The sequence below is a fragment of the Arthrobacter sp. PvP023 genome (genome assembly GCF_017832975.1).
Classification (GTDB): domain Bacteria; phylum Actinomycetota; class Actinomycetes; order Actinomycetales; family Micrococcaceae; genus Arthrobacter.
This window is the reverse complement of record NZ_JAFIBI010000001.1, coordinates 2,877,696-2,900,180: the sequence shown is the minus strand read 5'-3', so window position 1 is coordinate 2,900,180 and position 22,485 is coordinate 2,877,696. Positions and strand designations below refer to the sequence as shown.

Below are 22,485 nucleotides of genomic sequence, written 5' to 3'. Positions count from 1 at the left end.
AAAGGAAACTCTAGGAACAAGGTTCCCTCCCTAGCGAAAGCGAGACCCACAATGAACATGTCCGAACAGATGAACTCAAGCAAGGGGCAGACGCCTGGCACTGCCAATACGATGAAAGCAATCGTCCAGGACAGGTATGGCTCTGTCGACGTCTACCGTCAGGAGCGGATCGCGCTGCCTGAGGTCGCTGCGAACGAAGTGCTGGTCCGCGTTCACGCGGCCGGCATGGACCGGGGAACATGGCATATGATGACCGGCCGCCCCTACCTGATCAGGATCCTCGGGTTCGGCGTGCGGGGACCTAAAAACCGGGTGCCCGGGCTCGATGTCGCCGGCACCGTCGTCGCTGTCGGATCCGAGGTGTCGCGCTTCTCGGTGGGAGATGAAGTATTCGGGATCTCCCGGGGATCCTTCGCTGAGTACGCCGCCGTGCTGGAGGAAAAGCTCGCCCATAAGCCCTCCAACCTGTCATTCGAACAGGCGGCGGTAGTGCCGATCTCGGCCGGCACAGCCCTTCAGGCTTTAGACGCCGGCAAGGTGGAGCGCGGGCAAAAGGTTCTCATCCTGGGCGCCTCAGGCGGCGTTGGCACCTTCGCCGTCCAGTTGGCCAAGGCATATGGCGCCGAGGTCACGGGCGTTTGCGGCACCGGAAAGGTTGACTTGGTGCGTGCATTGGGCGCCGACCACGTGCTGGACTATACGCGGGATGACTTCGCCGACGGGACGCGGCGCTACGACCTGATCCTCGATATCGGAGGCAACCCCCCACTAACGCGGCTGCGTCGGGCCCTCGCACCAGGTGGAACAGCCATCATTGTTGGCGGCGAGTCGGGCGGCAAGTGGACCGGAGGCTTCGGACGGAACCTGCGGGCACCACTGTTTTCGCTCTTTGTGCGTGAGCGCCTGGCGATGCTCGCTTCCAAGGAACGCGCCAGCGACCTGGAACAACTCGCTCCCCTTATCGAAGCGGGCCAGGTGATGCCGAGCATTGACACGGTTTACAAACTCGAAGAGGTTCAGCAGGCCATGCGGCAGCTTGAAGCGGGCCGTGTTCGGGGCAAGATTGCCATCCACGTTTCCGAATAGGAGCGATCCGCCGAACGCATCTTCAGCGCCCGGCTTTTCTGAGCCGGGAAAGGGCTTCGACCGCTAAACCCGGTCGGGGCCCTTTCGTTTGGGCCCCCGGCTCCACGCGAAGGAATTACCTCTCGCGATCCCGGCCATCTTGCCGGGGCGACCAGGTGGCCGTCGGAAACACACTTGAACAACAAGGTTCCCTCCCCAACGAAAAGCGAGACCGCCATGAACACCAAGTCCCCGACAACCAACGCTGCTGGCGCCCAGCCTGCGGAGACGCGGCCGGACGGCACCCCGGTTGGGCGTGTCGTCGCCGCTTCCCTGACGGCGGGCGGCGTCGCGGCCCTCCTCCTTGTCCTGGTCGTGGTCCCGGGCGCGCCCGAGCATGTCATCACGGGTTCGTTGCTGCTGGCTTTCGGGTTCGGCTGGGCGATGCTGGCTGTGCTGACCTCCAGGCTCACCTCCCGGCCTCAGCGCTGGAGCACCGTTCCTGCGGCCGTGATGGGAACCATGGGTCTAGCACTTTTGGTATTCGCTCCGCGGGATGCCGCCCTTACCGTCCTGAACTGGGTCTGGCCGCCGGTGATGCTTGCCCTCGTTGCCTGGTCCGCGGTGAAAATGCTGGCTGCCCTGAAGGGCCGCGGCCGGTGGTTCATCGCACCTGTCCTTGCTGTGCTGGCAGCCGCAAGCATCGGAGCTGTCACCTCCAACATCGCCGACACCAATGCCCGGCAGTCGTACCCGGCCACCGGGAAGCTGGTGTCCGTGGGAGACCACCAGTTGCATCTTGACTGCCGAGGCCAAGGCAGCCCCACGGTGGTGCTGTTCAACGGACTCGGGGAGTTCTCGGGGTCGTGGGCGCGGGTCACTGACCAACTCACCGGCACCACCCGGGTGTGCGCCTACGACCGCGCCGGGCAGGGCTGGAGCGAAGATGCCGCGTCTGTCCAGGACGGGGTGACCGCCGCCGAGGAACTTCAACTTCTGCTCGCCCAGGCCGGCGAACAGGGCCCTTACGTCTTGGCCGGACATTCTATCGGCGGGACCTACGCCATGAGCTTCGCGGCGAAGTATGCCGAGCAAGTCTCCGGGATGGTGCTGCTGGACAGTTCAAGTCCCCAACAGATGACCGCCATCCCGAGCTACCCTGGCCAGTACGCGGTGATGCTGCGCGGCCTGGCGATGGGACCCACCCTTGCAAGGATCGGTTTGGGTCCGCTCTTCAGCTCCGGATCGCACCTTCCCGCCCCGGCAGCCGACGGGGTTCAGGCCCTGACCTCCACCGCCCGCGCCGCCAGGAACGCGCGGGACGAGATCGCCATGATTCCTGAGGTGTTCCAGCAGGCGCAGGCCCTGACGCTGAACGGGGTACCACTGGCTGTACTGACTGCGTCTGAATCATCCCTCGGAATAGCCGGATGGGACGCAGCCCAGGACAAGCTCGCAGCCCTCTCCGGCAACAGCTCGCACCGGAACATCGAGTCAACCCATCCGGGTCTGATTGAGGATGAACGCGGCGCCGAAGAATCCTCCCGTGCGATTGCCGACGTCGTCACAGCTGTCCGCACCGGCACTCCTCTCAGCGCACGCTGAATCCTGTCTCCCCATACAGCCCGGGAGGAATCACCATGAGCAGCAGTATTCCGGTTCAACCCGGAGCAGCGTCCGTCCGAACTGTTGTAACTACGTCGCAGAGGCGCCGCCTCGTGGAGGTGACCGGATTCGTTGCCGTATGGGCAGTCCTCGGACACCTCTTGCGGGTCGACTCCGAAACTTACCTGTTGATGGGTGTACCGCTCACGGTTGCATTCCAGCTCCTCATCCGCAGACGCCCGCTGCGCGAACTGTGGGTCAGGGATGCTCCCGCTTTCACGCTGGACCGCCGCGGCCTGGCTCTCGCCGGAGCGCTCATGGTCACCCCTCTGCACTTTGGACTGCAGGCACTCCTACAAGGGGCCCGGTGGGCCCTGGTGTGTTGGTGGCTGGTAGCCGCCGCAGGCGCCGTGTACGCAGCGTTCGCCCTGCGTTCCATTCCATTCAAGCTGATGCTGCGTTCCGCCGTGGTGCCCTCAGCGGTGGGTACAGGCGCCCTAAGCCTGGGTCTGGGTGGACTCCACATCATCACTGGCTCTCCGCTCGACGGGCTGGCAGTGGCCGGCACCATCCTCAAATACTTGGCGATCTACCTCCCGGTGACCTTCGTCCTCGAGGAAGTCACCTTCCGCGGTGCCCTGGACGCCCACGCCCACGAACCCGGCGAACCTCGCGGACGGCAGTCCGCACTGTTCATTTCCGCCCTGTGGGGGCTGTGGCACTTGCCCGTCTCCCCGAGCGGGTTACCCATTCCGCTCCTAATTCTCTTTGTGATCGTCTGGCATAGCCTGATTGGATTCTTCCTGTCAATGGCGTGGCGCCGTACCGGTAACCTGGCCGGCGCGGGCCTAGCTCACGCGGCCATCGACGCGGTCCGCAACGCTCTCATGCCGGGGCTGTAGGTACAGACACCGTGACCCTGACCCCCGCCGATGTAAAGAAGATGAGTCATGCCCGAATTTGACGTAGTAATCGTCGGCGGCGGACCGCCGGCCTGTCCGCCGCGCTGGTACTGTCCCGCACCCGGCGGAAAGTATTGGTGGTCGATTCCGGGGCGCCACGGAACGCGCCGGCGTCGCACATGCACGGCTTCCTATCCCGGGACGGGATGCCTCCGGCCCGGCTGCTGGCCATGGGCAGGGACGAAGTACAGCGTTACGGCAGCGAAGTCCGTAGCGGCATCGTTGATGAACTTGTAGCTGACGGCCAGTCCGGTTTCAAGGTCCTGCTCTCCGACGGCCAGAGGGTTTCGAGCCGCAGTGTGCTGGTGGCCACGGGGCTGCGCGACGAACTCCCCGCCGTCGAGGGGCTGCATGAGAGATGGGCGCGGGACGTGCTGCACTGCCCTTACTGTCATGGCTTCGAAGTCCGCGACCAGCAGCTCGGCGTGCTGGGAAGCTCTGCTGACTCGGTTCACTACGCCCAGATTGTGCGGTGATGCCGTGTTTAATGTGCAGTGGCCTATCTCTCCGACCCTTTCCTGTTACCTTCGGGTGCGGGAATGACTAGAGCCGCCCACGGCCTGGTTCATCGCACGGCAAGGGGCGAGTGCAGAATGCCAGGACGGGCGAAACCTAGGAGGCACGCTGATGCGGCCTTGATGTGGCACACCACCCCGGCTGGTATGCCCGCAGACATCGGCTGGTCATCCTCTCGAAAGACCAGGGAAACGTGTCTCGGGCATCGTTAAGTTGTGATGGATAGCCTTGAACAGAAGCCCGAATTGGCTGAGGAAGCCTCCGCCGCTCTGACTGCTTCTTGGGCGCCGCTTACTGTGGGCCAGGAGATTGAAGCCTGGTACCGGGGTCAGCTTGCTCATCGGGGCCGCGTGGCCCGCATTCTTCAGTCCAGTAATCTCTTTTGGATTAGCGATTCGTGCACGGGAGACAGGCGGCTGCTGGACTCGGATGAATTCAGCATCAGGCCATTGTCCGGGTAGTTCGTAAGTCAAGGCGCCGCGGTACGGGGCCTCGAGTCAGACGCTAGCCCCCGCCCGGGCCAACACCCGGGATTCCGCCAGTTGCGGTTCCGGACTGGCGGCGAATGTCGTGGCGGTCAGGCGTCCGCTCCGGCAGCCCCTTCCAGGGTCGAGGGGGCGAAAATTGCCGTGACGACGTCGTCGCGGAGGTAGTACTGGCGTTGTTCCAGCGGTACCAGGCTGCCGCGGACGACGTAGTAGCCGCGACCTTCTCCGGGGCCGCCGGCGGCGCGGTCAATGGCACCGAGTATGTCCGCGCTCAGCAGCTGTTCCGGCCCTTGTTTTTGAAGCGAAGCGAGCTCTTCCGGCCGGAGCGAGCTGATGAGCTTCTGAATGTCGGTCATTGTCCTCGTCCTTAACGGCACCGCAGGAATGCGATTGCTTCCCCCGCGGGCGTGTCCGGGGGTGCCTTGACCGGTTGCGTCCAACCCGATTGTAGAACCCGGTTATCTGCCGGAACAGGCGTTGATTTCGGGCCCGAATGGGGCTATGAGTGCGTCGAAGTGTGCTTTCCGGAACGTCAGGGCGGGTTCGTCGGCTGCAGGCTGTGCGGACGGACCTGCTACAAGTTCTGGCTTGGCAGAAAGAGAGAGATCGCCCTGCGTTCACCCGGTGTTAGTTGTGGTCCCGGATGCTGTCCGGACGATCCTCATATCGAAAGGTCACAATGACGCTTCGCCTGCCCCGCGCTCTTCCGACGCTCCCTACGGCCACAGGGCGGTTTGTTCTTACACCGTTCAGTACAGGTGACGTCCAAGCGCTGGCACATATCCTTGGCAACGATGAAATCTGGGCCACGGGGTTCGGTGACGGACACCACCGTCCGGTCACACACGATGAGATGGTCTGCTTTATCAACGTCCGCCATGAAGGGCTGCGGATCTTTGCCGTGCATTACACCGGCCTGCCCGGCGGCCCGCTGTTCGTGGGGACCACCGGCATCACGGAGTCACACACGCCAACACAGCGGGTGAAGATCGGCCGGACCATCATCAGCCCGGCATTCTGGGGCATGAACGTCAATCACGAGGTGAAGCTCGCCCTGCTCGACTGGGTGTTCTCCCGCGGCGCAGGACGCGTTGAGTGCGATGTGGATCCGCGAAACCACAGGTCAATTTCGTCGCTCAAGCGGTTCGGTTTCACCGTCGAGGGCACCCGACGGCGCTCCTCCCAACGGATCGACGGATCCTGGCGGGACATCGTGGTTCTGTCGTTGCTTACAGAGGAATGGCCGACGACCCGACAAAAGGCGCTCCTGGCCTTGGACAAACCGCGTGTTTCCCTTCTCTAGGCTAAGCCCCGGTCAACCGATATTTGACAGGAGCTTCGCCAATTGAACGACTATGAATCGCCTGCATATGTCCCAACGAGGAGCGCTGTTGGGCAAGGCCGGAGCCATGGCGTGACTTAATCGCGGGCATCGGACTCGGATTGGTGGTGTCAGTTCTCCGTTGGTGGCGAGGTAGCGAGGTGGCGGAGCCGGTTCTTGGCACCGTGTTCCACCAGCGTAGGTATGTAGGTCCGGATCCGGCTGGCCTCCAGTCGGTCGTATTCTTCGGCTACAAGGCCGGCGATGTAGTACCGGGATGTCTCGGGGTATCGCGCGGAGAGGCGGTCCGTGACTTTGGCGATGGTTTCGTGCTTTTCCTTATCGTCCATCAAATCAGTTTGGGGCCAGGGAACGGTGGCGTCCAGCAGCCTGCTTAGCGCATTGCAGCCCGGCGCCCGCCGCCTAAAGGGGGGATGTCGGCTGCCGCAGTGGGTGAGTAGCCTGGCATTTGGAAATCACGTTGTGGAAACTTTCGGGCAACCTGGGGCGTGCACTGTATAGATACGGAACGCTTTGGAAAGGACCCGCTCGTGAACGCAGCTGAGAAGAGAGCGGTGACTTCCTGTCATGAGCTGATGGACGGGGATAGTGTCGACGCCCTGTACAGGGAAGCGTTGGTGCACCGGGGACGGGTCACTGAGAGGATGCCCGAGCACGGGTTGTTTTGGATCATGGATGAGGTAACCGGTGGCCGGAGGCTGCTGGACATGGCCGAACTGGACATAGTCCTTCTGCAGCCGACGCCACTTCCGGACGCTGCCGGCACCGGGCCGGCCGCCGCGTAACTCCGGCCGAGACGGCGGAAGGAGGCGGCCCGGGCTTCCATTGGGGGAGCCCGGGCCGCCGGGGGATAGTGTTTGCGACGACGGCGTGTTTCGGTGCCCCAACCGCTTCGCCCCGACCACTGGGAGGTACCGGATGGATTCCTCATTCGACCCGGGGCCTGTGTGCGGTGACGGTCCAGTGGTGTTTGGTGCCCCGTGGGCCTGCCCGGCGCCATTGGTCAGGGCGTCGGCCCTCTTCGCCCGGTCGGTGAATGCTCATTTGGTTTGTGCGTTCGTGGATCCGGCGGGCTATCTGGCGGAATGGGATCCTCCCCGGTCCCGGAATGCTGTGTCGCTGGACCCGGCAGGCAATGCCGAGGCTCTGTTCCCGGCCGCGGACGTGAAGGCGAGCCTGGTGCGCTGCCTGGGTGCTCCCGGGTATGAGTGGTCCTTCCGGGTGCTGGGCGGGGCCGTCGCGCCGGCCCTGGCCCGTCTCGCGGCGAGCACGGGAGCGTCGCTGCTGATCGTCGGCGGTCCCCGGCCCGGTCTCCTCGCCGGGTTCCAGCGCCTGATGGAGGGCGCCGTTCCGGATGAGCTGCTCCGGATCCAGGACCGTCCTGTACTTATACTCCCGTCAGGGTAGCCCTCGCTATTCGGTCAGCCGATCAGTTCGGCACGTCTCTTCACGGCCCTGACATAGTCGGCGAAGGAGTGGTCCGCGTCCTGGACGGTGTTTCCTATGAGCCCCGCCAGGGGCCCGCAAGACTCCTCTGTGACCCTCAGGTGTGTCATCGCGGCCTGGGACGAGATCGTGAAGGTCCGGACGCTTTTGAACAGTCCCAGGGGCAGGCCGCGGGTCCAGGTCATGAACTCGCCCGGGACTTGTTCGACGTGGAGGCGGTACCTGCGGTTATCGGCGGTAGTGCGGATCCGGATGGTGCCGCCGTTGCGGACCTCCCCGTCGATCGCGGTGATGCCGGAGTCCCATACGGTGTAGTTCCCGGCGTCGGTGATGATGTCCCAGACGGTCGAGCTGCGGGCGTTGATCAGGGTCCCGGCATGAAGGATGTGCATGGCCGTCACAGTAGCCGCCGGCTCCTGTGACGGCCGGTTTTGCCCCCGTTGCGGGTGAACATCACATGTCCCTGGCAACACATTCCGGGAGATGGGCCTGGCGCCGCGTGTTCCAAGGTTTGCCGCCAGATCTAGAGGCGGCGCCCACGGGCCTTCTTGCGCAGCTTCCGATAGGCTGCCTCGGTTTTAGCGGCCGTTTCGGCTTCCTGTTTGGTCAGGGCCGTGTAGACGGCTACGGTTCCCGGGGCAATGTCAGGGGCTGCGGCGAGCCGGTGCAGGAGTTCGCGCGCGACGACGGTGTCCTGGTGGTCGCCGAGGACGGTTTGGATACGGTGCCCTGTCTTTTCCAGCCGCCTGGCCCGTTTCCCGTGAATGGTGATGACGGATTCTGCGGCGTGACGGAGCCGTTTGGCGTCTTTGCGGACCTGATGGAGCGCGGCGTCGTATCCGGGGCTTCCGGCAGCTTTACGGGAGGCCCGGTGGGCCCGGTGCAAGCGGCGCGCAGCGTTGTTCACCAGCCGTGTGCTGGCTTTCCGGGCGGGTTTGGAGGCTTTGGATTTTGATTTCACGGGCGGGTGGTCGCGGAAGTGTTCCAAAGCGGTCAGGATCCGGTAGTACCGGGCCGAGTTGAGCGTTGCGAGGGCGCGCTGGTAGCCGGTGTTGTAGGCGGTGCCGAGTACGTGCTCGATCTGTCCGAGCGCGGGCCCGGAGGCCTGCGCTTCGGGCAGGGCGTGCAGGTTCGCGAGGATCCGTTCCCGCATCACTTCGGCGTCGCGCGGGCGGCCCAGGATCCGGCCCAGCCACTGCAGGTCCCGCTCCAGTCCGACGACGGCGTCCTTTATGAACAGGGTCCGGTAGGTCCGCAGCACGGACCGGATCCTGCGGGCGGCCGAACGCATCTGATGCACGGCGTCCGGCACCTCCTGCCGGACGCCGGCGTCATGGGTGAGGAGTTCGTTGAGCTGCGCGCCGACATACGCGGTCACGACGTCGCGGACGGGTCCCTTTTTCCGTGGCGGGCCGGAGCCGGTGGTCCGGGCCGCGGGCCAGGCCTTGCCGAGGGCGCGGGCGAGTTTCGCGGCGTGGGCTGAGGGCACGGCCCCGGCAGCTTCCAGCGCCGGTTGCGCGGCCGTGAAGAGCTCGGGTGCGGCGTGGACGAGTTCGAGTTCCCATTCACGCCAGTGCGATTCCGGTCCCAGATTGCGTAACGGGACGGCGTAGACGCGGTCATCGGTGAAGTCGGCGAGGTGTTCCCCGGCCGGCCCGTGCAGCCGGTAGGTTGAGCGCCGGGTGGACAGGCGGGCCACGGCCGAGAGCTTCCGGCCGCGGGTGAAGGCGGCGAGGTGATCGAGCAATTCGGCCGGGACTTGGTCGGGCTGGCCGAGGGGTGCCTGGAGTTCGCGGCGGCTGTCCGGTCCGGCCGGCAGTTTCAGGTGCCATCCCTGGTCGGTGCCGCCCGTGCGGCGGCGCAGGGTAATGCCCCGGGCTGCGAGTTCGAGTCCGGCGGTGTCATAGTAGACGGCCTCCAGGAATGTCTCCGCGGGTTTGCCGGCCTGGTCGACGCCGGAAATATCGGCGAAGACCGGGACCCGGGCGTTGTGGCCGGTGTCGTACTTACGCTCCGTTTCGGTGCTGTCCCGGGATGCCATAGGTCTCAGCCCGTCGGCCTGGTGACAGGGGCGGTGACGGCTGCAGCGCTGTTCGTCATGGTGCATGTCCTTGCCTGACGCCGGGCGATGGCATGGGGCAGGACGCCCCCAGTACCCGGTTGTGCACTGATTCTAGGTCCCGAACCTGCGCCGGGCCAGTGTCCTTGGACCGTGTTCGGCGGGCCGGGACGGTCCCGGTCCAGAGTCTGACCGGGGTGCCAATCCAAGAGGTGCCGGCGGGCACTGTTTCCCCGCGCATGACCAGGGACGCCCGTCCCACAGTTCCGCCGGCGCAGATCCGGGCCGCAGGCAGCTGACGAAAGCGTGATGGCGATGATCCAGGAAGTTGCCACGAACCCGAGGAGGATCAGGACGAATATCGGCAGAAAGCTTTCCAGGATTGCCGCCGAGCCTTGTCCCTTGGGGCTTTCCCGGGGGACCCTGCAGTACATCGGCAGCATTCCCAGAAGGGTAAGGGCAACCATCAGCAGGGTGGCTAGCGGGGACAGGGCTCCGGCGGCAAGGGCCGCGATGGCCGGCAGGTAGGACAGCGTGGAGAAGTAAGCGCCGCCCGTCAGGCACATGACTTCAGCGGGAATGTCTCGTGGCCTGTGTCACTCACGTGCGTCTCCTCCGCTTCGCGGGGGCGCAGCTCATCCAAAATGTCCGACACTCCTGCGATTCAACCTAGTCCCCGGACGGTCGACGAATGCGTGTTTGAACGTTTTCTTTACGCGTTTATAACGCCCGCCGTTCCGCCAGGGTGGTGGCCGCGGCCCGGGTGCAGTGAGTCACTCGCATCTGAAGAAGCACTCGTGGTGGCAGGTGATGTGCCTGACGGGAGTGCTGGTGGCCGTCCCGCTGCCACGAGAGGGTGTGCCTTAAGCATCCGGACGATCGGTTGAACGCACACGGAACTACTCGTCCTCGGGAACTTCTTCGTTTGCCGTTTCCTCGATCCAGTCGATTGCCTCATCCGAGAGGAAGAACCCCTCTGGAGCGTTGTGCCCAACCCAGGAAGCATCTGCCGTGGATGCGCCTGCGACGGCGGAGATCTGTTCCAGAATATTGAGCGGCACGACGTCACCGTTGTTGTCGATTAGCCATTGCCGGGCTGACGGGTCCACCGCTGGCCACCACTCTTCAATGCGCATGGCCTTATCATGGCACGGCCCCAAACTCTCCGACAGCGGAATGATCACGCAAATTTTCGACCTCTGCGCCTATGGAAACCATCAAGGCAGGTTCCGTTGAGGCCCTTGTCGGTGGTGTCATGGAGGAAAAGTGACACCGCGGCCGCAGTGGCCGCGGTCCGCTCCCAGTCAGGAGCCAACTGAAATGAACAAGAACACGGTGCAGCAGGGCGGGGGCACGTCCGGTCTCCCGACCGGTACCGGTGACGCCCGGGATTTTATTGCCGTTGATGACAGCGGTGAGTTTTCGTATCACGGGTCCGAACAGGATCTGCTGTCTGCGTTTGAATACGTCGAGGAAGTCGCGTGCGTTGTTGACCGCAGCGGCGGAACCCACCGCCTGGCGTTGGATTCGAACCGCCATCTCATTTTGGGCCCCTCGCGCGGTCCGGTGGAATTCCATTGGCTCCGACAGGCGTGGCTGGACGCGCAAAACGCGCACCCGGAACGGCACCGGCTGCGGCGCTTCTTCCCCCTGACCAGGGACGAGGTGGTGGCGGACCTGTTCGAAACGTTGGTATTGGAACACGGGCCCGAGCCGGCCGTAGGCTCATGGACCATGGATGTCAGGGGCATGACATCGCAACCGGCCGGTCTGGTGGAAGTTGATCGCCGGCTCGCGCGTCGGGACCTGCCGGAACATGTCCACGTGAAGGACCCGTTCGGTCACGTCTACCGGCCGTTGCGGCACCGCAGGCACTGGTACCTGCCGGCGACCGCCGGATTCAACCTTTACATTGAAGTTCCGCCTCCGCCTCAGTAGTGCCTGTTCCCTCACCCGCGGCGAGTCAGGCGGGAACCGCGGGTCGTTGCGGCGTTAAGGATCCGTCAAGATTGTCCCGGGGCCGGGAGCGCCGCGCGGGGCCGGTGTTATCGTCGGCATTGGACGCGATGGCGCGCATCGCAAGGAAGGCCGCTATGACCACGATGAGCAGGCCGCCAGCGGATCCTCAGGCCGCACGGCCGGGAGCCGGGGACAACTTCAGGCGTTGGTTGCTGTTCGGCCTGGTGGACGCCAAGGGGGTCCACCAGGGGCCCGGCGCGGTTGGCGATTCGCACTTGAAGAAACATCCGTGGTGGCAGGTGATGTGCCTGACGGGTGTGGATTATTTCTCCACCCTGGGTTATCAGCCGGCCATCGCGGCCCTGGCGGCGGGCGTGATCTCACCGCTGGCGACCATGGTGCTGGTTGCGGTCACCCTGCTGGGTGCCCTGCCCGTGTACCGCCGGGTTGCCGGGGAGAGCCACCGGGGCGAGGGGTCCATCGCTATGCTGGAGAGGTTGCTGCCGCGCTGGGGCGGGAAACTGCTGGTTCTGGTGTTGTTGGGGTTCGCAGCGACTGACTTCATGATCACTATGACACTCTCGGCAGCCGATGCCACGGCCCATGCGATCCAAAACCCTTTCGTTCCGGGTTGGATGCAGGGACAAAATGTGCCGGTCACGCTGTTCCTGCTCGCACTGCTGGGCGCCGTCTTCCTGCGCGGCTTCAAGGAGGCCATCGGTGTGGCGGTCGTCCTGGTCGGCATCTACCTGGGACTGAATGTCGTGGTGGTGATCACCACCATCTTTGAAGCGTTTACTCACCCCGTTGCCGTGGGCGGCTGGTGGCAGGCACTGACCACCTCGCACGGGAATCCGTTCATGGTGGTCGGGATTGCGCTGCTGGTCTTCCCGAAGCTGGCGCTGGGCCTGTCCGGTTTCGAGACCGGGGTGGCCGTGATGCCGCAGATCAAGGGCCGGCCCGGGGATACCGAAGATAGGCCGGTCGGCCGGATCGAGGGGACCCGACGGCTCCTGTCCACCGCGGCCGTCATCATGAGTGCTTTCCTGATCACCACCAGCTTCACGACCGTGATCCTGATCCCGGAGCAGGAATTCCAGCCCGGAGGTCAGGCCAACGGCCGCGCCCTGGCTTTCCTGGCCCACGAATACCTTGGCCCGGGTTTCGGGACCGTGTATGACATGAGCACCATCGCGATTCTCTGGTTTGCGGGCGCTTCCGCGATGGCGGGCCTGCTGAATCTGGTCCCGCGGTATTTGCCGCGCTACGGTATGGCCCCCGGGTGGGCACGGGCTGTGCGGCCGCTGGTGCTCGTGTTCACTGCCGTCGGGTTCCTGGTCACCTGGCTGTTCGACGCCGATGTCGATGCCCAGGGCGGCGCATACGCCACCGGCGTGCTGGTGCTGATGACCTCCGCAGCGGTTGCCGTGACCCTGTCGGCAAGGCGCCGGCAACAGCGCAAACGCACCCTCGGGTTCGGTGTCATCGCCGTGGTGTTCATTTACACGACGGTGGCCAACATCTTTGAACGGCCCGAAGGTATCCGGATCGCCTCGTTCTTCATCGCCGGCATCATCGTGATCTCGCTGCTCTCCCGGGTCCGGCGGTCCTTTGAACTCCACGCCACCCACGTTCATCTGGACCGGCAGGCGTTGGAATTCATGTCCTCAAACCTTTCCGGCCCGATCGCGCTCATCGCCCACGAACCGCTCCGGCTGAGCCCGGAGGCCTACAGGGACAAGCTGACCTCTGCGATCGAAGTCAGCCACATTCCTGTTGATTACCAGGCGCTGTTCCTGGAAGTGGTAGTGGACGATTCCTCCGATTTTGAGACAGCACTGGAAGTGCGCGGCGTGACCCGGCACGGGTACCAGATTCTGGAGGTCCACGGACCGGTGGTACCGAACACGATCGCTTCGGTGCTGCTGCATATCAGGGACGTGACGGGCCTGATGCCGCACATCTACTTCCGCTGGACCGAGGGCAATCCGGTCACCAACCTGCTGAAGTTCCTGTTCCTGGGTGAAGGTGAAATCGCTCCGGTGACCCGCGAAGTGCTCCGCGAAGCCGAACCGGACGTCACCAAACGGCCTTGGGTCCACGTAGGCTGACTGCCGCTGCAGGCCGGGCGCGTTAAGACGGCGTCAAGATCCGCTGAGTGTGCGTTAAAAAAACATCAGGAACCTCATTTTGTCTCCGCCGGGGGAGTTGACTGTCAGTAGCCCCGCAAACGGGGCGCGGATGAAAGGAACCTGCAATGGCCGACCTGGCTGTTATCGGAATCCTCATGGTGTCCATGGGGTTCGTCATGTGGATCGGCCACGTCCTGGCTGGAATGGTCGGCGGAGCCGATGACAGGCCGGAGGGCGGGCAATGAGCCTCGACGCGATCATGTGGCTGGTCCTGCTCATCTCTGGCGTGGCTTTGTTCGGTTACCTTCTCGCAGTGCTGATCCACCCGGAAAAGTGGTGAGTACCAGGTGACGTTTAACACCGCATCCTTCCTCACCCAGATCGCCGTCCTGCTCCTGGCCCTGGCGGCCGCCCATAAACCGCTGGGCCTCTATCTCGCCCGCGTTTTTGAGGACACGACGTCGACACGCCCGGAGCGGCTGTTCTACCGGCTCGCCGGAGTCGACGCCGGCACCGAACAGACCTGGCCCGTGTACCTCCGCAGCGTCCTGGCCTTCTCCGCCGTCTCCATTCTGGCCGTGTTCGGCCTCCAGCGGCTCCAAGGTGTTCTCCCGGGTGCCGGTTCACTGCCGGGGGTTGATCCGTGGGTGGCGATGAACACTGCCATATCCTTCGTTACGAACACCAACTGGCAGACCTACGTCCCCGAAACGACCGTCGGAATCTTCGTGCAGATGTCCCTGCTGGCAGTGCAGAACTTCCTATCCGCCGCCGTCGGCATCGTCGTGGCCGTCGCCCTGATCCGGGGCATCGCCCGCACCCGGACTGACAGGCTCGGCAACTTCTGGGTGGACCTGGCCCGGACAAGCTTCCGCGTCCTGCTCCCGCTGGCAGCAGCCGCCGCCGTCGTACTGGTGATCGGCGGGGTGGTCCAGAACTTCTGGTCCACCGACGTCACCAACCAGGCAACGGGCATCAGCCAGACGATCCCCGGCGGTCCGGTCGCCTCGCAGGAGGCGATCAAGATCCTGGGCACCAACGGCGGCGGGTACTTCAACGCCAACTCCGCGCACCCGTTGGAGAACCCCAATGTTTTCATCAGCCTGTTCCAGGTCTTCCTGCTCCTGCTGATCCCCTCCGCGCTGCCGTACGCGTACGGCCGGATGGTGGGGGACCGTAAGCAGGGCTACACGGTGGCCGCCGTGATGGGCGCCTTGTGGCTGGCTTCGGTTTCGTTGATGGGATGGGCCGTTGCCACAGCCCAGGGCACCGCCACCGCGGCCGCGGGCGGTCTGGGCGAAGGATTCGAGCAACGCTTCGGCGCAGCAACGAGCGCGATCTTCGCCGCGTCCACCACGCTCACCTCAACCGGCGCCGTCAACGTCGCCCACGACTCCCTGCCGCCGCTGGCCGGTGGCCTTGCGATGGTGAACATGATGCTTGGCGAGGTCGCCCCGGGTGGCACCGGGTCCGGGCTCTACGGCATGCTCATCCTGTCCATCATCGCAGTCTTCATCGCCGGACTCATGGTCGGGCGCACACCGGAGTACCTGGGCAAGAAGATCGGGCCGAAGGAAATGAAGCTCGCCGCCCTGTACATCCTCGTCACCCCGACCCTGGTTCTGGCCCTGGCCGGCATTACCGTCCTGCTGCCGGACATCATGGCCAACGCACCCGCTACCGGACCGCACCAGTTCAGCGAGGTGCTCTATGCCTTCACTTCCGGGGCAAATAACAACGGCTCCGCGTTCGGCGGCATCACCACCTCCGGGCCGTTCCTCTCGGTCATGATGGGCCTGGCCATGCTGCTGGGCCGGTTCCTGCCGATTGTGCTGGTTCTGGCCCTTGCCGGATCCCTCGCCCGGCAGGCCAAGGTTCCTGCCTCCGCCGGTACCGTCCCCACGCACGGCGCGCTGTTTGGTTCGCTGCTGCTGGGCGTGACAGTCATCCTGACCGCCCTCAGCTACTTCCCGGCCCTTGCCCTGGGCCCCCTCGCAGAAGGACTCTTGAAATGACCCCGTCACGGACGGACACTGCCGCCCAGACTTACGCCGACGGCAACCCCCTCGGCACCCCCGGCGAACACAAACACCACACCAAGGCACCTGCGAAACTGACGCTCGCCTCCGTCGCAGCGGCCCTGCCCCTCGCTGTCCGAAAGCTGTCGCCGGGCCAGATGATCCACTCCCCGGTGATGTTCACCGTGCTCATCGGGGCCGCCCTATGCACGGTCATCTCCTTCCTCAAACCGGACGTGTTCAGCACCGCCGTCACCGCCTGGCTGTGGCTCACCGTGCTGTTCGGGACCCTCTCGGAATCCATCGCCGAGGGCCGGGGCAAAGCCCAGGCCGACAGCCTCCGCGCAAGCCGGAAAGGCGTCATGGCCAGACTCCGTCAGCCCGACGGCACCACCAAAGAAGTTCCGGGCACGGAACTGCGGCTCAACGACACCGTCATCTGCGAGGCCGGAGACGTCATCCCCTCGGACGGCGAAATCATCGACGGCCTGGCCAGCGTCGACGAGTCCACCATCACCGGTGAATCAGCGCCCGTCATCCGTGAATCCGGGGGCGACAGGTCCTCCGTCACCGGCGGCACGAAAGTCCTCTCGGACCGGATAGTCATCCGCATCACCGCTGAACCGGGCCAGACCTTCATTGACCGGATGATCAAGCTGGTCGAGGGCGCAGTCCGGCAGAAAACCCCGAACGAGATCGCACTGCACGTGCTCCTGGTGTCCCTGACCATTGTGTTCCTGGCCGTCACCATGTCACTGGCGCCGTTCGCGTCCCTCGCCGGAGCCACACCGTCGCCGATCGTGCTGGTGGCGCTGCTGGTCTGCCTGATCCCCACCACCATCGGCGCGCTGGTGCCGGCGATCGGCATCGCCGGCATGGACCGGCTGGTCCAGCACAATGTGCTGGCCACCTCGGGCCGTGCCGTGGAAACCGCCGGGGACATCACCACGCTGCTGCTGGATAAGACCGGCACCATCACCTACGGCAACCGCCGCGCCGTCAACTTCTACCCCGCCAACCACGTGGAGCGCACCGATCTGATCGAGGCGGCCCGGGTCTGCAGCCTGGCCGACGACACCCCCGAGGGGCGCTCCATCGTGGACCTCGCCGCCGACAAAGGAATGACAGGTCCGGATCTGGCCGCCCTGGAACACAGTTCCGGCGAGTTTGCAGTGGTTCCGTTCAGTGCCAGCACCCGCATGAGCGGGCTGGATCTTGACGGGCTGCAGATCCGCAAAGGCGCCGCCTCCACGGTGGGGGCATTCGTCGCAGAGCTAGGCGGACACACCCCGGCCGAGGTAGAGAACCGGGTCAAAGAAATCTCGGCCCAGGGCGGAACACCGCTGCTGGTCGCCAAGGTCGGAAAGGACGGCGTCGCGGACATCCTGGGCACCATCCATCTCGCCGACGTCGTCAAACCCGGCATGCACGCCCGGTTCGCCGAGCTGCGCAAGATGGGCATCAGAACGGTGATGATCACCGGCGACAACCCCATCACTGCGAAGGCGATCGCGGCCGAGGCCGGCGTCGATGACTTCCTGGCCGAAGCCACCCCGGAGGACAAACTCGCAGTCATCAAGAAAGAGCAGGCCGCCGGCCGGCTCGTGGCCATGACCGGGGACGGCACCAATGACGCCCCCGCCCTGGCCGCAGCCGACGTCGGCGTCGCGATGAACTCCGGCACCCCGGCGGCGAAGGACGCCGCGAACATGGTGGACCTCGACTCCGACCCCACTAAGCTGATCAACATCGTCGGGATCGGCAAGCAACTGCTCATCACCCGCGGAGCGTTGACCACATTCTCGGTCGCGAACGACGTCGCCAAATACTTCGCCATCGTTCCAGCACTCTTCACCGCAGCTTTCCCCGGACTCGGGCTGTTGAACATCATGGCGCTGGCCACACCGGCCTCGGCCATCCTGTCGGCGGTGATCTTCAACGCGCTGATCATCATCGCCCTGGTGCCGCTCGCGCTCCGCGGGGTCAAGTACCGTGCCGTTTCGGCGAACCAGGCGCTTGGCCGGAACCTGCTGGTCTACGGGCTCGGCGGCCTCGTCGCCCCGTTCATCGGCATCAAACTCATCGACCTGACCATCGCCCTGATCCCCGGAATCGGCTAGGAACATCCCATGAACGCTCTCACCGGTTACCTCCGCCAGGCCGGAACCGCCCTGCGCTTCCTGTTCCTGGCCACCCTCGTCCTCGGCGTCGCCTACCCCCTGGCCATCTTTGGCGCCGCGCAAGTGGTTGCCCCGTACCAGGCCAACGGCTCCATCCTCAAAGACGACGGCGGGGCCCCCGCAGCGTCCGCCCTAATCGCCCAGTCAGCCGCCGACGACACCGGCGCGCAGGATCCGCGCTGGTTCCACGCCCGACCTTCCGCCGTGAAGTGGGACCCGGCATCGTCCTCCGCCAGCAACCTTGGGCCCAATGATTCCAAACTCCTCGACGCCGTCAAGGCCAACCGCTCCGCCGTCGCCGGATCCGAAGGCATCAGCGAAGCGGACGTGCCCGCGGACGCCGTGACAGCGAGCGCCTCGGGCCTGGACCCGAACATCTCGCCGGACTATGCCCGGGTTCAGGTACCCCGTGTCGCCGCGGCCCACGGGCTGAGCCCCGAGGCGGTCAGGGCTCTTGTGGCGAGGCATACCAGCGGCGGTCTGGAGGCGTTCCTGGGCCAGCCATCGGTCAATGTCACCGACCTGAACTTGTCCGTGGCATCAGCGGCACAGTCCGGCCCTCAGCCGTGAGACCGTGCCCTGTTCAGGTGAAAGACTGACCCCATGGCACGCGGAACACTACGGATTTTCCTGGGGGCCGCCCCGGGAGTCGGCAAGACCTACGAAATGCTCGAGGAAGCCCACCGTCTGGGCGAACGTGGCGAGGACGTCGTCGTCGCGTTCGCCCTGGACCACGGACGTGCCGACACCCGCGCGCTGCTGGACGGGCTGGAAGTCATCCCGCCACGGCGGCTGCCGTACCGGGGCACCGAATTCGATGAGATGGATCTGGACGCCGTACTGGCCCGGGCACCCGAGACAGCCATCGTCGACGAATACGCCCACACCAACATCCCCGGCAGCCGGCATCCCAAACGGTGGGAGGACATCGACGAACTCCTCAACGCCGGCATCAACGTCCTCTCCACGGTCAACATCCAGCACCTGGCCTCCCTTGGGGACGTCGTCAACGCCATCACCGACGTCCGCCAGGCCGAAACCGTGCCGGACGAAATCGTCCGCAGGGCCGACCAGATCCACCTGGTCGACATCTCCCCGGAGCTCCTCCGCCAGCGCCTGGGCGACGGGAAGATCTACTCCGCCGAGAAGATCGATGCCGCCCTCTCGAACTACTTCCGCCTGGGCAACCTCACCGCATTGCGCGAGCTGGCGTTGCTGTGGTTGGCCGACAGGGTGGATGAAGGACTAGCACGGTACCGGGAAGAAAACGACATCCAGGCCACCTGGCCGGCCCGCGAACGCATCGTGGTCGGGCTGACCGGCAGCCCCGAAGGTGAAGTTCTCATCCGCAGGGCTGCCCGGATCCTGAACCGTGTCAACGGCGGGGACCTTCTGGCCGTGCACGTCCGCGCCGCCGACGGCGTCGCCGAGGAATCCCCCCAGGCCTTGGAGGCCCAGCGCCGCCTAATCCAGGACCTCGGCGGCAGCTACCACATTGTTGCAGGCGAAGACCCCGCCAGCGCGCTCCTGGACTTCGCCCGCAGCGTCAACGCCACCCAGATCGTCGTTGGCATCTCCCGCCACAAGAAACTGGCCGGCCTGTTGGGCGCACTGTTCGGCGGAGGCATCGGCACCAGGGTGGTCCGCGACTCCGGAGACATCGACGTGCACATGGTCTCCCACCCCCTCGGCGGGCGCGGTACTGGTCCGGTCCGGCAACGCGACCTCGGCAGGATCAGGGTCACCATCGGCTTCGGCCTGGCCGTCGTACTGCCCATACTCGTTCAGCTCATGCTCTCTGCGAATCCTGAACCGAACATCACCACAGCCGCACTCATCCAGCTGAGCGGCTGCGTACTCGTCGCACTCATCGGCGGCCTCTGGCCGGCCATTCTCGCCGCCCTCTGGTCCAGCCTGCTGGTCAACTACTACTCCACCCCGCCGGTCGGCACACTGACCATCAGCGACCCGCAGAATATCCTGGCCCTGGTGGTCTTCGTCGGAGTCTCCGCAGCCGTCGCGGTCGTCGTCGACATCTCGGCACGCCGCTCCAAAGAAGCCTCCCGCGCCCGCGCAGAAGCCACCACACTCGGAGACCTCACCCGAGGCGCAGCCCGCGCCGAAGACACCCTGAAAGGACTACTCGAACAGGCCCTGGACGTCTTCCAAGTCAGCGGCGCAGCCCTCTACACATCCACCGGCGACACGGACACAGGAGCGCCCGGCAGAACCGTCTGGCGGCCCGTTGCAGAAGCCGGCACACTCCCTCCCGGCGGACCGGATACTGCCGACAACATCGAACAGATCGACCCCACAACCCGGCTGGTTCTCACCGGCCGGACCCTTCCGGCCAGCGACAGAAGGCTGCTCGGCGCGTTCGGGGTGCACCTGTCCGCCCAACTGGAACGCCAACAACTGGCTGCCAGCCGCCGGGAGGTCCTCCGGCTCGCGGAAAGCAACACCATGCGCACCTCCATCCTCCGTGCCGTGTCGCACGACCTGCGGACGCCTCTTGCCGGAATCAAACTCGCCGTCGGCGGCCTCCTCCAGCACGGCGTCAAATACACTCCTGAAGAAGAAGTGGACCTGCTGCAGACCATCGACGCCTCCGCAGACAGGCTGGACCTGCTGGTCGGGAACCTCCTGGACATGTCCCGCATCAGCGCCGACTCCGTCAACCCCCTGCTCCGTCCCGTGCGCTGGTCCGAAGTCGTCCCCGCCGCCCTGCACGGCACGCCCCCGGGACGTGTCCGGGTGGAACTGCCTGCAAACATGCCCGAAATCGACGCCGACCCGGGGATGCTCGAGCGCGTCATTGCAAACATCGTCGAGAACGCGGTGAAATACGCCCCCGATTCCGAGATCGTCCTCGTGGGAGCAGTCGGCGGCTTCAGGTCCGCCACCACCGCCGGGCGGCCGGCCAGCGAGCTGCGGATCATCGACCACGGCCAGGGCGTACCGGCGGAACGCGTTGTCGAAATGTTCCGCCCGTTCCAGCGCCTGGACGATATCCCGCAAACCAACGGGGTGGGGCTCGGACTGGCCGTCGCCAAGGGGTTCACGGAAGCCATGGGCGGGACACTCAGTGCCGAAGAAACCCCGGGCGGGGGACTCACCATGGTCATCTTGCTTCCTCTCTCGACCGGTGCGGCCCCCGATGGCGGTGACCGGCAAGCGCCCGTGCAGCCGCAGTCCTTGCTGGCCAGGCGAACCGACTCGCGGCCCTTCCAATCGTCCACTACGGAGAACCCATGACCGCTGTCCTGGTCGTCGACGACGATCCGCTCCTGCTGAAAGTCCTGAAGATCACCCTCCAGGCCAACGGCTACACCGTCACTACCGCCACGGACGGTAAATCCGCCCTCCTGGCCGCCACGCAGCATCCGCTGCGGCTCATCGTCTTAGACCTGGGCCTGCCCGACATGGACGGGACTGCCGTGATCAAAGAGCTCAGGAGCTGGAACCCGGTTCCCATCCTCGTGCTCTCGGCCCGGCACGGCTCCGAGGACAAGGTGGAGGCATTGGACGCAGGAGCGGACGACTACATCACGAAACCCTTCGGACCGGACGAACTTCTGGCCAGGCTGCGAGCCCTGCTGCGCCGGGCGTCGGACCATAGCCAGGATCCCACCGTCAAAACGGACTCATTCACCGTGGACCTCGCCAGACACCGCGTCATGCGTGATGGCAAGGACGTTCGGCTGACACCCACCGAGTGGAACATCCTGGAACTCCTGGTCCGTAACCCGGACAAACTCATCACCCAGCGGCAGATGCTGACCGAAGTCTGGGGGCCCGCGTACGCCACCGACTCCAACTACCTGCGCGTCTACATGGCCCAGCTCCGCCGCAAACTCGAACCGGAACCAGGCACCCCCCGCCACTTCCTCACCGAAGCCGGCATCGGCTACCGATTCCAACCCTGACCCACGGGACTGTGGAATTAACGGTGTATCTGGCTCGACACGCCGGGCGGTGAGCCTGGCGGGGAGGAACCCGATATGGCCGCAACACTTGAGGCTGTGCCGAGTACGAAAACCGTTGAAAAACTGACAGAGAAGTCGGAGGCCGAGGCTGCCCGCGAATTGGTGAGGATGGCCAAGGAGCAGGGCCTGGCCTTGACCGGTCCTGACGGGCTGCTGAAGCAGTTGACCAAGACCGTCATTGAGACCGCGTTGGACGAGGAACTGACCGAGCATCTCGGGTATAAACGGCGCGACACGGCGGCTAAGGACACTGCCAACTCGCGCAACGGCGTTCGGGCCAAGACCGTGCTGACGGAGACGACAGGTCCGGTGGAGATCGATGTTCTGGGAGCGTCGGAGTCAAGCGTACTGTCAGCCCAGCCAAAAGCGATTAGATAACTGGAACACCATGAGCACCTAGGGGCGTTCTGCAGGGCGCAAGGACCTCATCCAAGGAAGCCGGCACCAGCGATTTGGTTGCGAAACCGTGGCCCTGATGCTCAGATCGGTATTCTTTCGGCGTTCCAGTGTTCGGGAGGTCAGTATCAGTATGGGCTGCCGAGCAGGGCTCCGAATATGTTTTTCGAACCATAATTTGTCCTTTGCAGTGTCTCTGGGGACATCTCAAGTTGACGCGCGCCTACCAAACGTGACGGACATAAGTCCATGATGCTCTCGTGCCCTCACTTCCTCGGGTGGGATCCCGGGTAAGGGGCTGGCGTACCCTTATGTCGAAGCTTTCAAGGCG

At 64.9% G+C, this 22,485-nt stretch carries 20 protein-coding genes and 2 pseudogenes; 16 read left to right on the top strand and 6 right to left on the bottom strand.

Going from position 1 to position 22,485, the window contains the following annotated elements; translation table 11 throughout:
• Positions 1–57 precede the first annotated feature (57 nt).
• From JOE31_RS13365 to JOE31_RS13350, 4 genes are all read left to right on the top strand, one after another.
• Positions 58–1,086: an NAD(P)-dependent alcohol dehydrogenase gene (locus JOE31_RS13365; protein ID WP_245199173.1), complete on the top strand. Its 1,029-nt coding sequence runs from the start codon at positions 58–60 to the stop codon at positions 1,084–1,086.
• A gap of 216 nt (positions 1,087–1,302) precedes the next feature.
• Entirely contained in the window at positions 1,303–2,670 is a 1,368-nt protein-coding gene (locus JOE31_RS13360) for an alpha/beta fold hydrolase (protein WP_209745344.1), read from the top strand.
• 35 nt (positions 2,671–2,705) lie between these two features.
• A complete protein-coding gene (locus JOE31_RS13355; protein ID WP_209745339.1) occupies positions 2,706–3,572 on the top strand; it encodes a type II CAAX prenyl endopeptidase Rce1 family protein in 867 nt (288 codons plus the stop codon).
• 179 nt (positions 3,573–3,751) lie between these two features.
• Positions 3,752–4,108, top strand: coding sequence for an NAD(P)/FAD-dependent oxidoreductase (locus JOE31_RS13350; RefSeq protein WP_209745336.1), 357 nt, complete (start codon positions 3,752–3,754; stop codon positions 4,106–4,108).
• Positions 4,109–4,725: 617 nt separating this feature from the next.
• Here JOE31_RS13350 and JOE31_RS13345 read toward each other — a convergent pair.
• Complete coding sequence (locus JOE31_RS13345; RefSeq protein ID WP_209745333.1) at positions 4,726–4,992, bottom strand: hypothetical protein; 267 nt, start codon at positions 4,990–4,992, stop codon at positions 4,726–4,728.
• Between the two features lie 287 nt (positions 4,993–5,279).
• Between JOE31_RS13345 and JOE31_RS13340 the strand changes: the two genes are divergently transcribed.
• Positions 5,280–5,939 carry a GNAT family protein gene (locus JOE31_RS13340; RefSeq protein ID WP_307864416.1) on the top strand — a complete coding sequence of 220 codons (660 nt, stop codon included), beginning with the start codon at positions 5,280–5,282 and terminating at the stop codon, positions 5,937–5,939.
• A gap of 149 nt (positions 5,940–6,088) precedes the next feature.
• Here JOE31_RS13340 and JOE31_RS13335 read toward each other — a convergent pair whose 3' ends face one another.
• Entirely contained in the window at positions 6,089–6,307 is a 219-nt protein-coding gene (locus JOE31_RS13335; RefSeq protein WP_209745327.1) for a three-helix bundle dimerization domain-containing protein, read from the bottom strand.
• Between the two features lie 246 nt (positions 6,308–6,553).
• Here JOE31_RS13335 and JOE31_RS13330 point away from each other — a divergent pair, with 246 nt between their 5' ends.
• Both JOE31_RS13330 and JOE31_RS13325 read left to right on the top strand, forming a co-directional pair.
• Complete coding sequence (locus tag JOE31_RS13330; RefSeq protein ID WP_209745324.1) at positions 6,554–6,763, top strand: hypothetical protein; 210 nt, start codon at positions 6,554–6,556, stop codon at positions 6,761–6,763.
• Between the two features lie 133 nt (positions 6,764–6,896).
• Positions 6,897–7,385, top strand: a complete 489-nt coding sequence (locus JOE31_RS13325; RefSeq protein WP_209745320.1) for a universal stress protein — start codon at positions 6,897–6,899, stop codon at positions 7,383–7,385.
• 14 nt (positions 7,386–7,399) lie between these two features.
• Here the strand turns inward: JOE31_RS13325 and JOE31_RS13320 are convergent, their stop codons facing one another.
• The 4 genes and pseudogenes from JOE31_RS13320 to JOE31_RS13305 form a co-directional block, all read right to left on the bottom strand.
• A complete protein-coding gene (locus tag JOE31_RS13320; protein ID WP_209745317.1) occupies positions 7,400–7,816 on the bottom strand; it encodes an SRPBCC family protein in 417 nt (138 codons plus the stop codon).
• Positions 7,817–7,947: 131 nt separating this feature from the next.
• Positions 7,948–9,465 carry a CYTH and CHAD domain-containing protein gene (locus JOE31_RS13315; RefSeq protein ID WP_209745314.1) on the bottom strand — a complete coding sequence of 506 codons (1,518 nt, stop codon included), beginning with the start codon at positions 9,463–9,465 and terminating at the stop codon, positions 7,948–7,950.
• 311 nt (positions 9,466–9,776) lie between these two features.
• Positions 9,777–10,055, bottom strand: a pseudogene (locus tag JOE31_RS21525) (amino acid transporter); the annotation flags it as partial.
• A gap of 327 nt (positions 10,056–10,382) precedes the next feature.
• The gene (locus JOE31_RS13305) at positions 10,383–10,619 is read right to left on the bottom strand and encodes a hypothetical protein (RefSeq protein WP_209745308.1); all 237 of its coding nucleotides are present in this window, start codon (positions 10,617–10,619) and stop codon (positions 10,383–10,385) included.
• Positions 10,620–10,803: 184 nt separating this feature from the next.
• On the opposite strand from JOE31_RS13305, the gene JOE31_RS13300 reads away from it, so the two are divergent.
• From JOE31_RS13300 to JOE31_RS13260, 9 genes and pseudogenes are all read left to right on the top strand, one after another.
• Positions 10,804–11,421: a hypothetical protein gene (locus JOE31_RS13300; RefSeq protein ID WP_209745305.1), complete on the top strand. Its 618-nt coding sequence runs from the start codon at positions 10,804–10,806 to the stop codon at positions 11,419–11,421.
• A 155-nt stretch (positions 11,422–11,576) separates the two neighbouring features.
• Complete coding sequence (locus JOE31_RS13295) at positions 11,577–13,553, top strand: amino acid transporter (protein WP_209745302.1); 1,977 nt, start codon at positions 11,577–11,579, stop codon at positions 13,551–13,553.
• Between the two features lie 262 nt (positions 13,554–13,815).
• Positions 13,816–13,914, top strand: coding sequence for a potassium-transporting ATPase subunit F (locus tag JOE31_RS13290; protein ID WP_209745299.1), 99 nt, complete (start codon positions 13,816–13,818; stop codon positions 13,912–13,914).
• A gap of 7 nt (positions 13,915–13,921) precedes the next feature.
• On the top strand, positions 13,922–15,589 hold the full coding sequence (gene kdpA, locus JOE31_RS13285; protein ID WP_209745296.1) for a potassium-transporting ATPase subunit KdpA: 1,668 nt from the start codon (positions 13,922–13,924) through the stop codon (positions 15,587–15,589).
• The gene (gene kdpB / locus JOE31_RS13280) at positions 15,586–17,712 is read left to right on the top strand and encodes a potassium-transporting ATPase subunit KdpB (RefSeq protein ID WP_209745293.1); all 2,127 of its coding nucleotides are present in this window, start codon (positions 15,586–15,588) and stop codon (positions 17,710–17,712) included. Before kdpA ends, kdpB begins: the two co-directional genes overlap by 4 nt.
• A 9-nt stretch (positions 17,713–17,721) precedes the next feature.
• Positions 17,722–18,342, top strand: a complete 621-nt coding sequence (gene kdpC, locus JOE31_RS13275) for a K(+)-transporting ATPase subunit C (protein WP_209745290.1) — start codon at positions 17,722–17,724, stop codon at positions 18,340–18,342.
• Positions 18,343–18,375: 33 nt separating this feature from the next.
• Positions 18,376–21,027 (top strand): DUF4118 domain-containing protein, encoded by a 2,652-nt coding sequence (locus JOE31_RS13270; protein WP_209745287.1) that lies wholly within the window; start codon positions 18,376–18,378, stop codon positions 21,025–21,027.
• On the top strand, positions 21,024–21,698 hold the full coding sequence (locus JOE31_RS13265) for a response regulator (protein WP_209745284.1): 675 nt from the start codon (positions 21,024–21,026) through the stop codon (positions 21,696–21,698). The genes JOE31_RS13270 and JOE31_RS13265 overlap by 4 nt, the downstream gene beginning before the upstream one ends.
• Before the next feature lie 75 nt (positions 21,699–21,773).
• Positions 21,774–22,082, top strand: a pseudogene (locus tag JOE31_RS13260) (transposase); the annotation flags it as partial.
• Positions 22,083–22,485 lie beyond the last annotated feature (403 nt).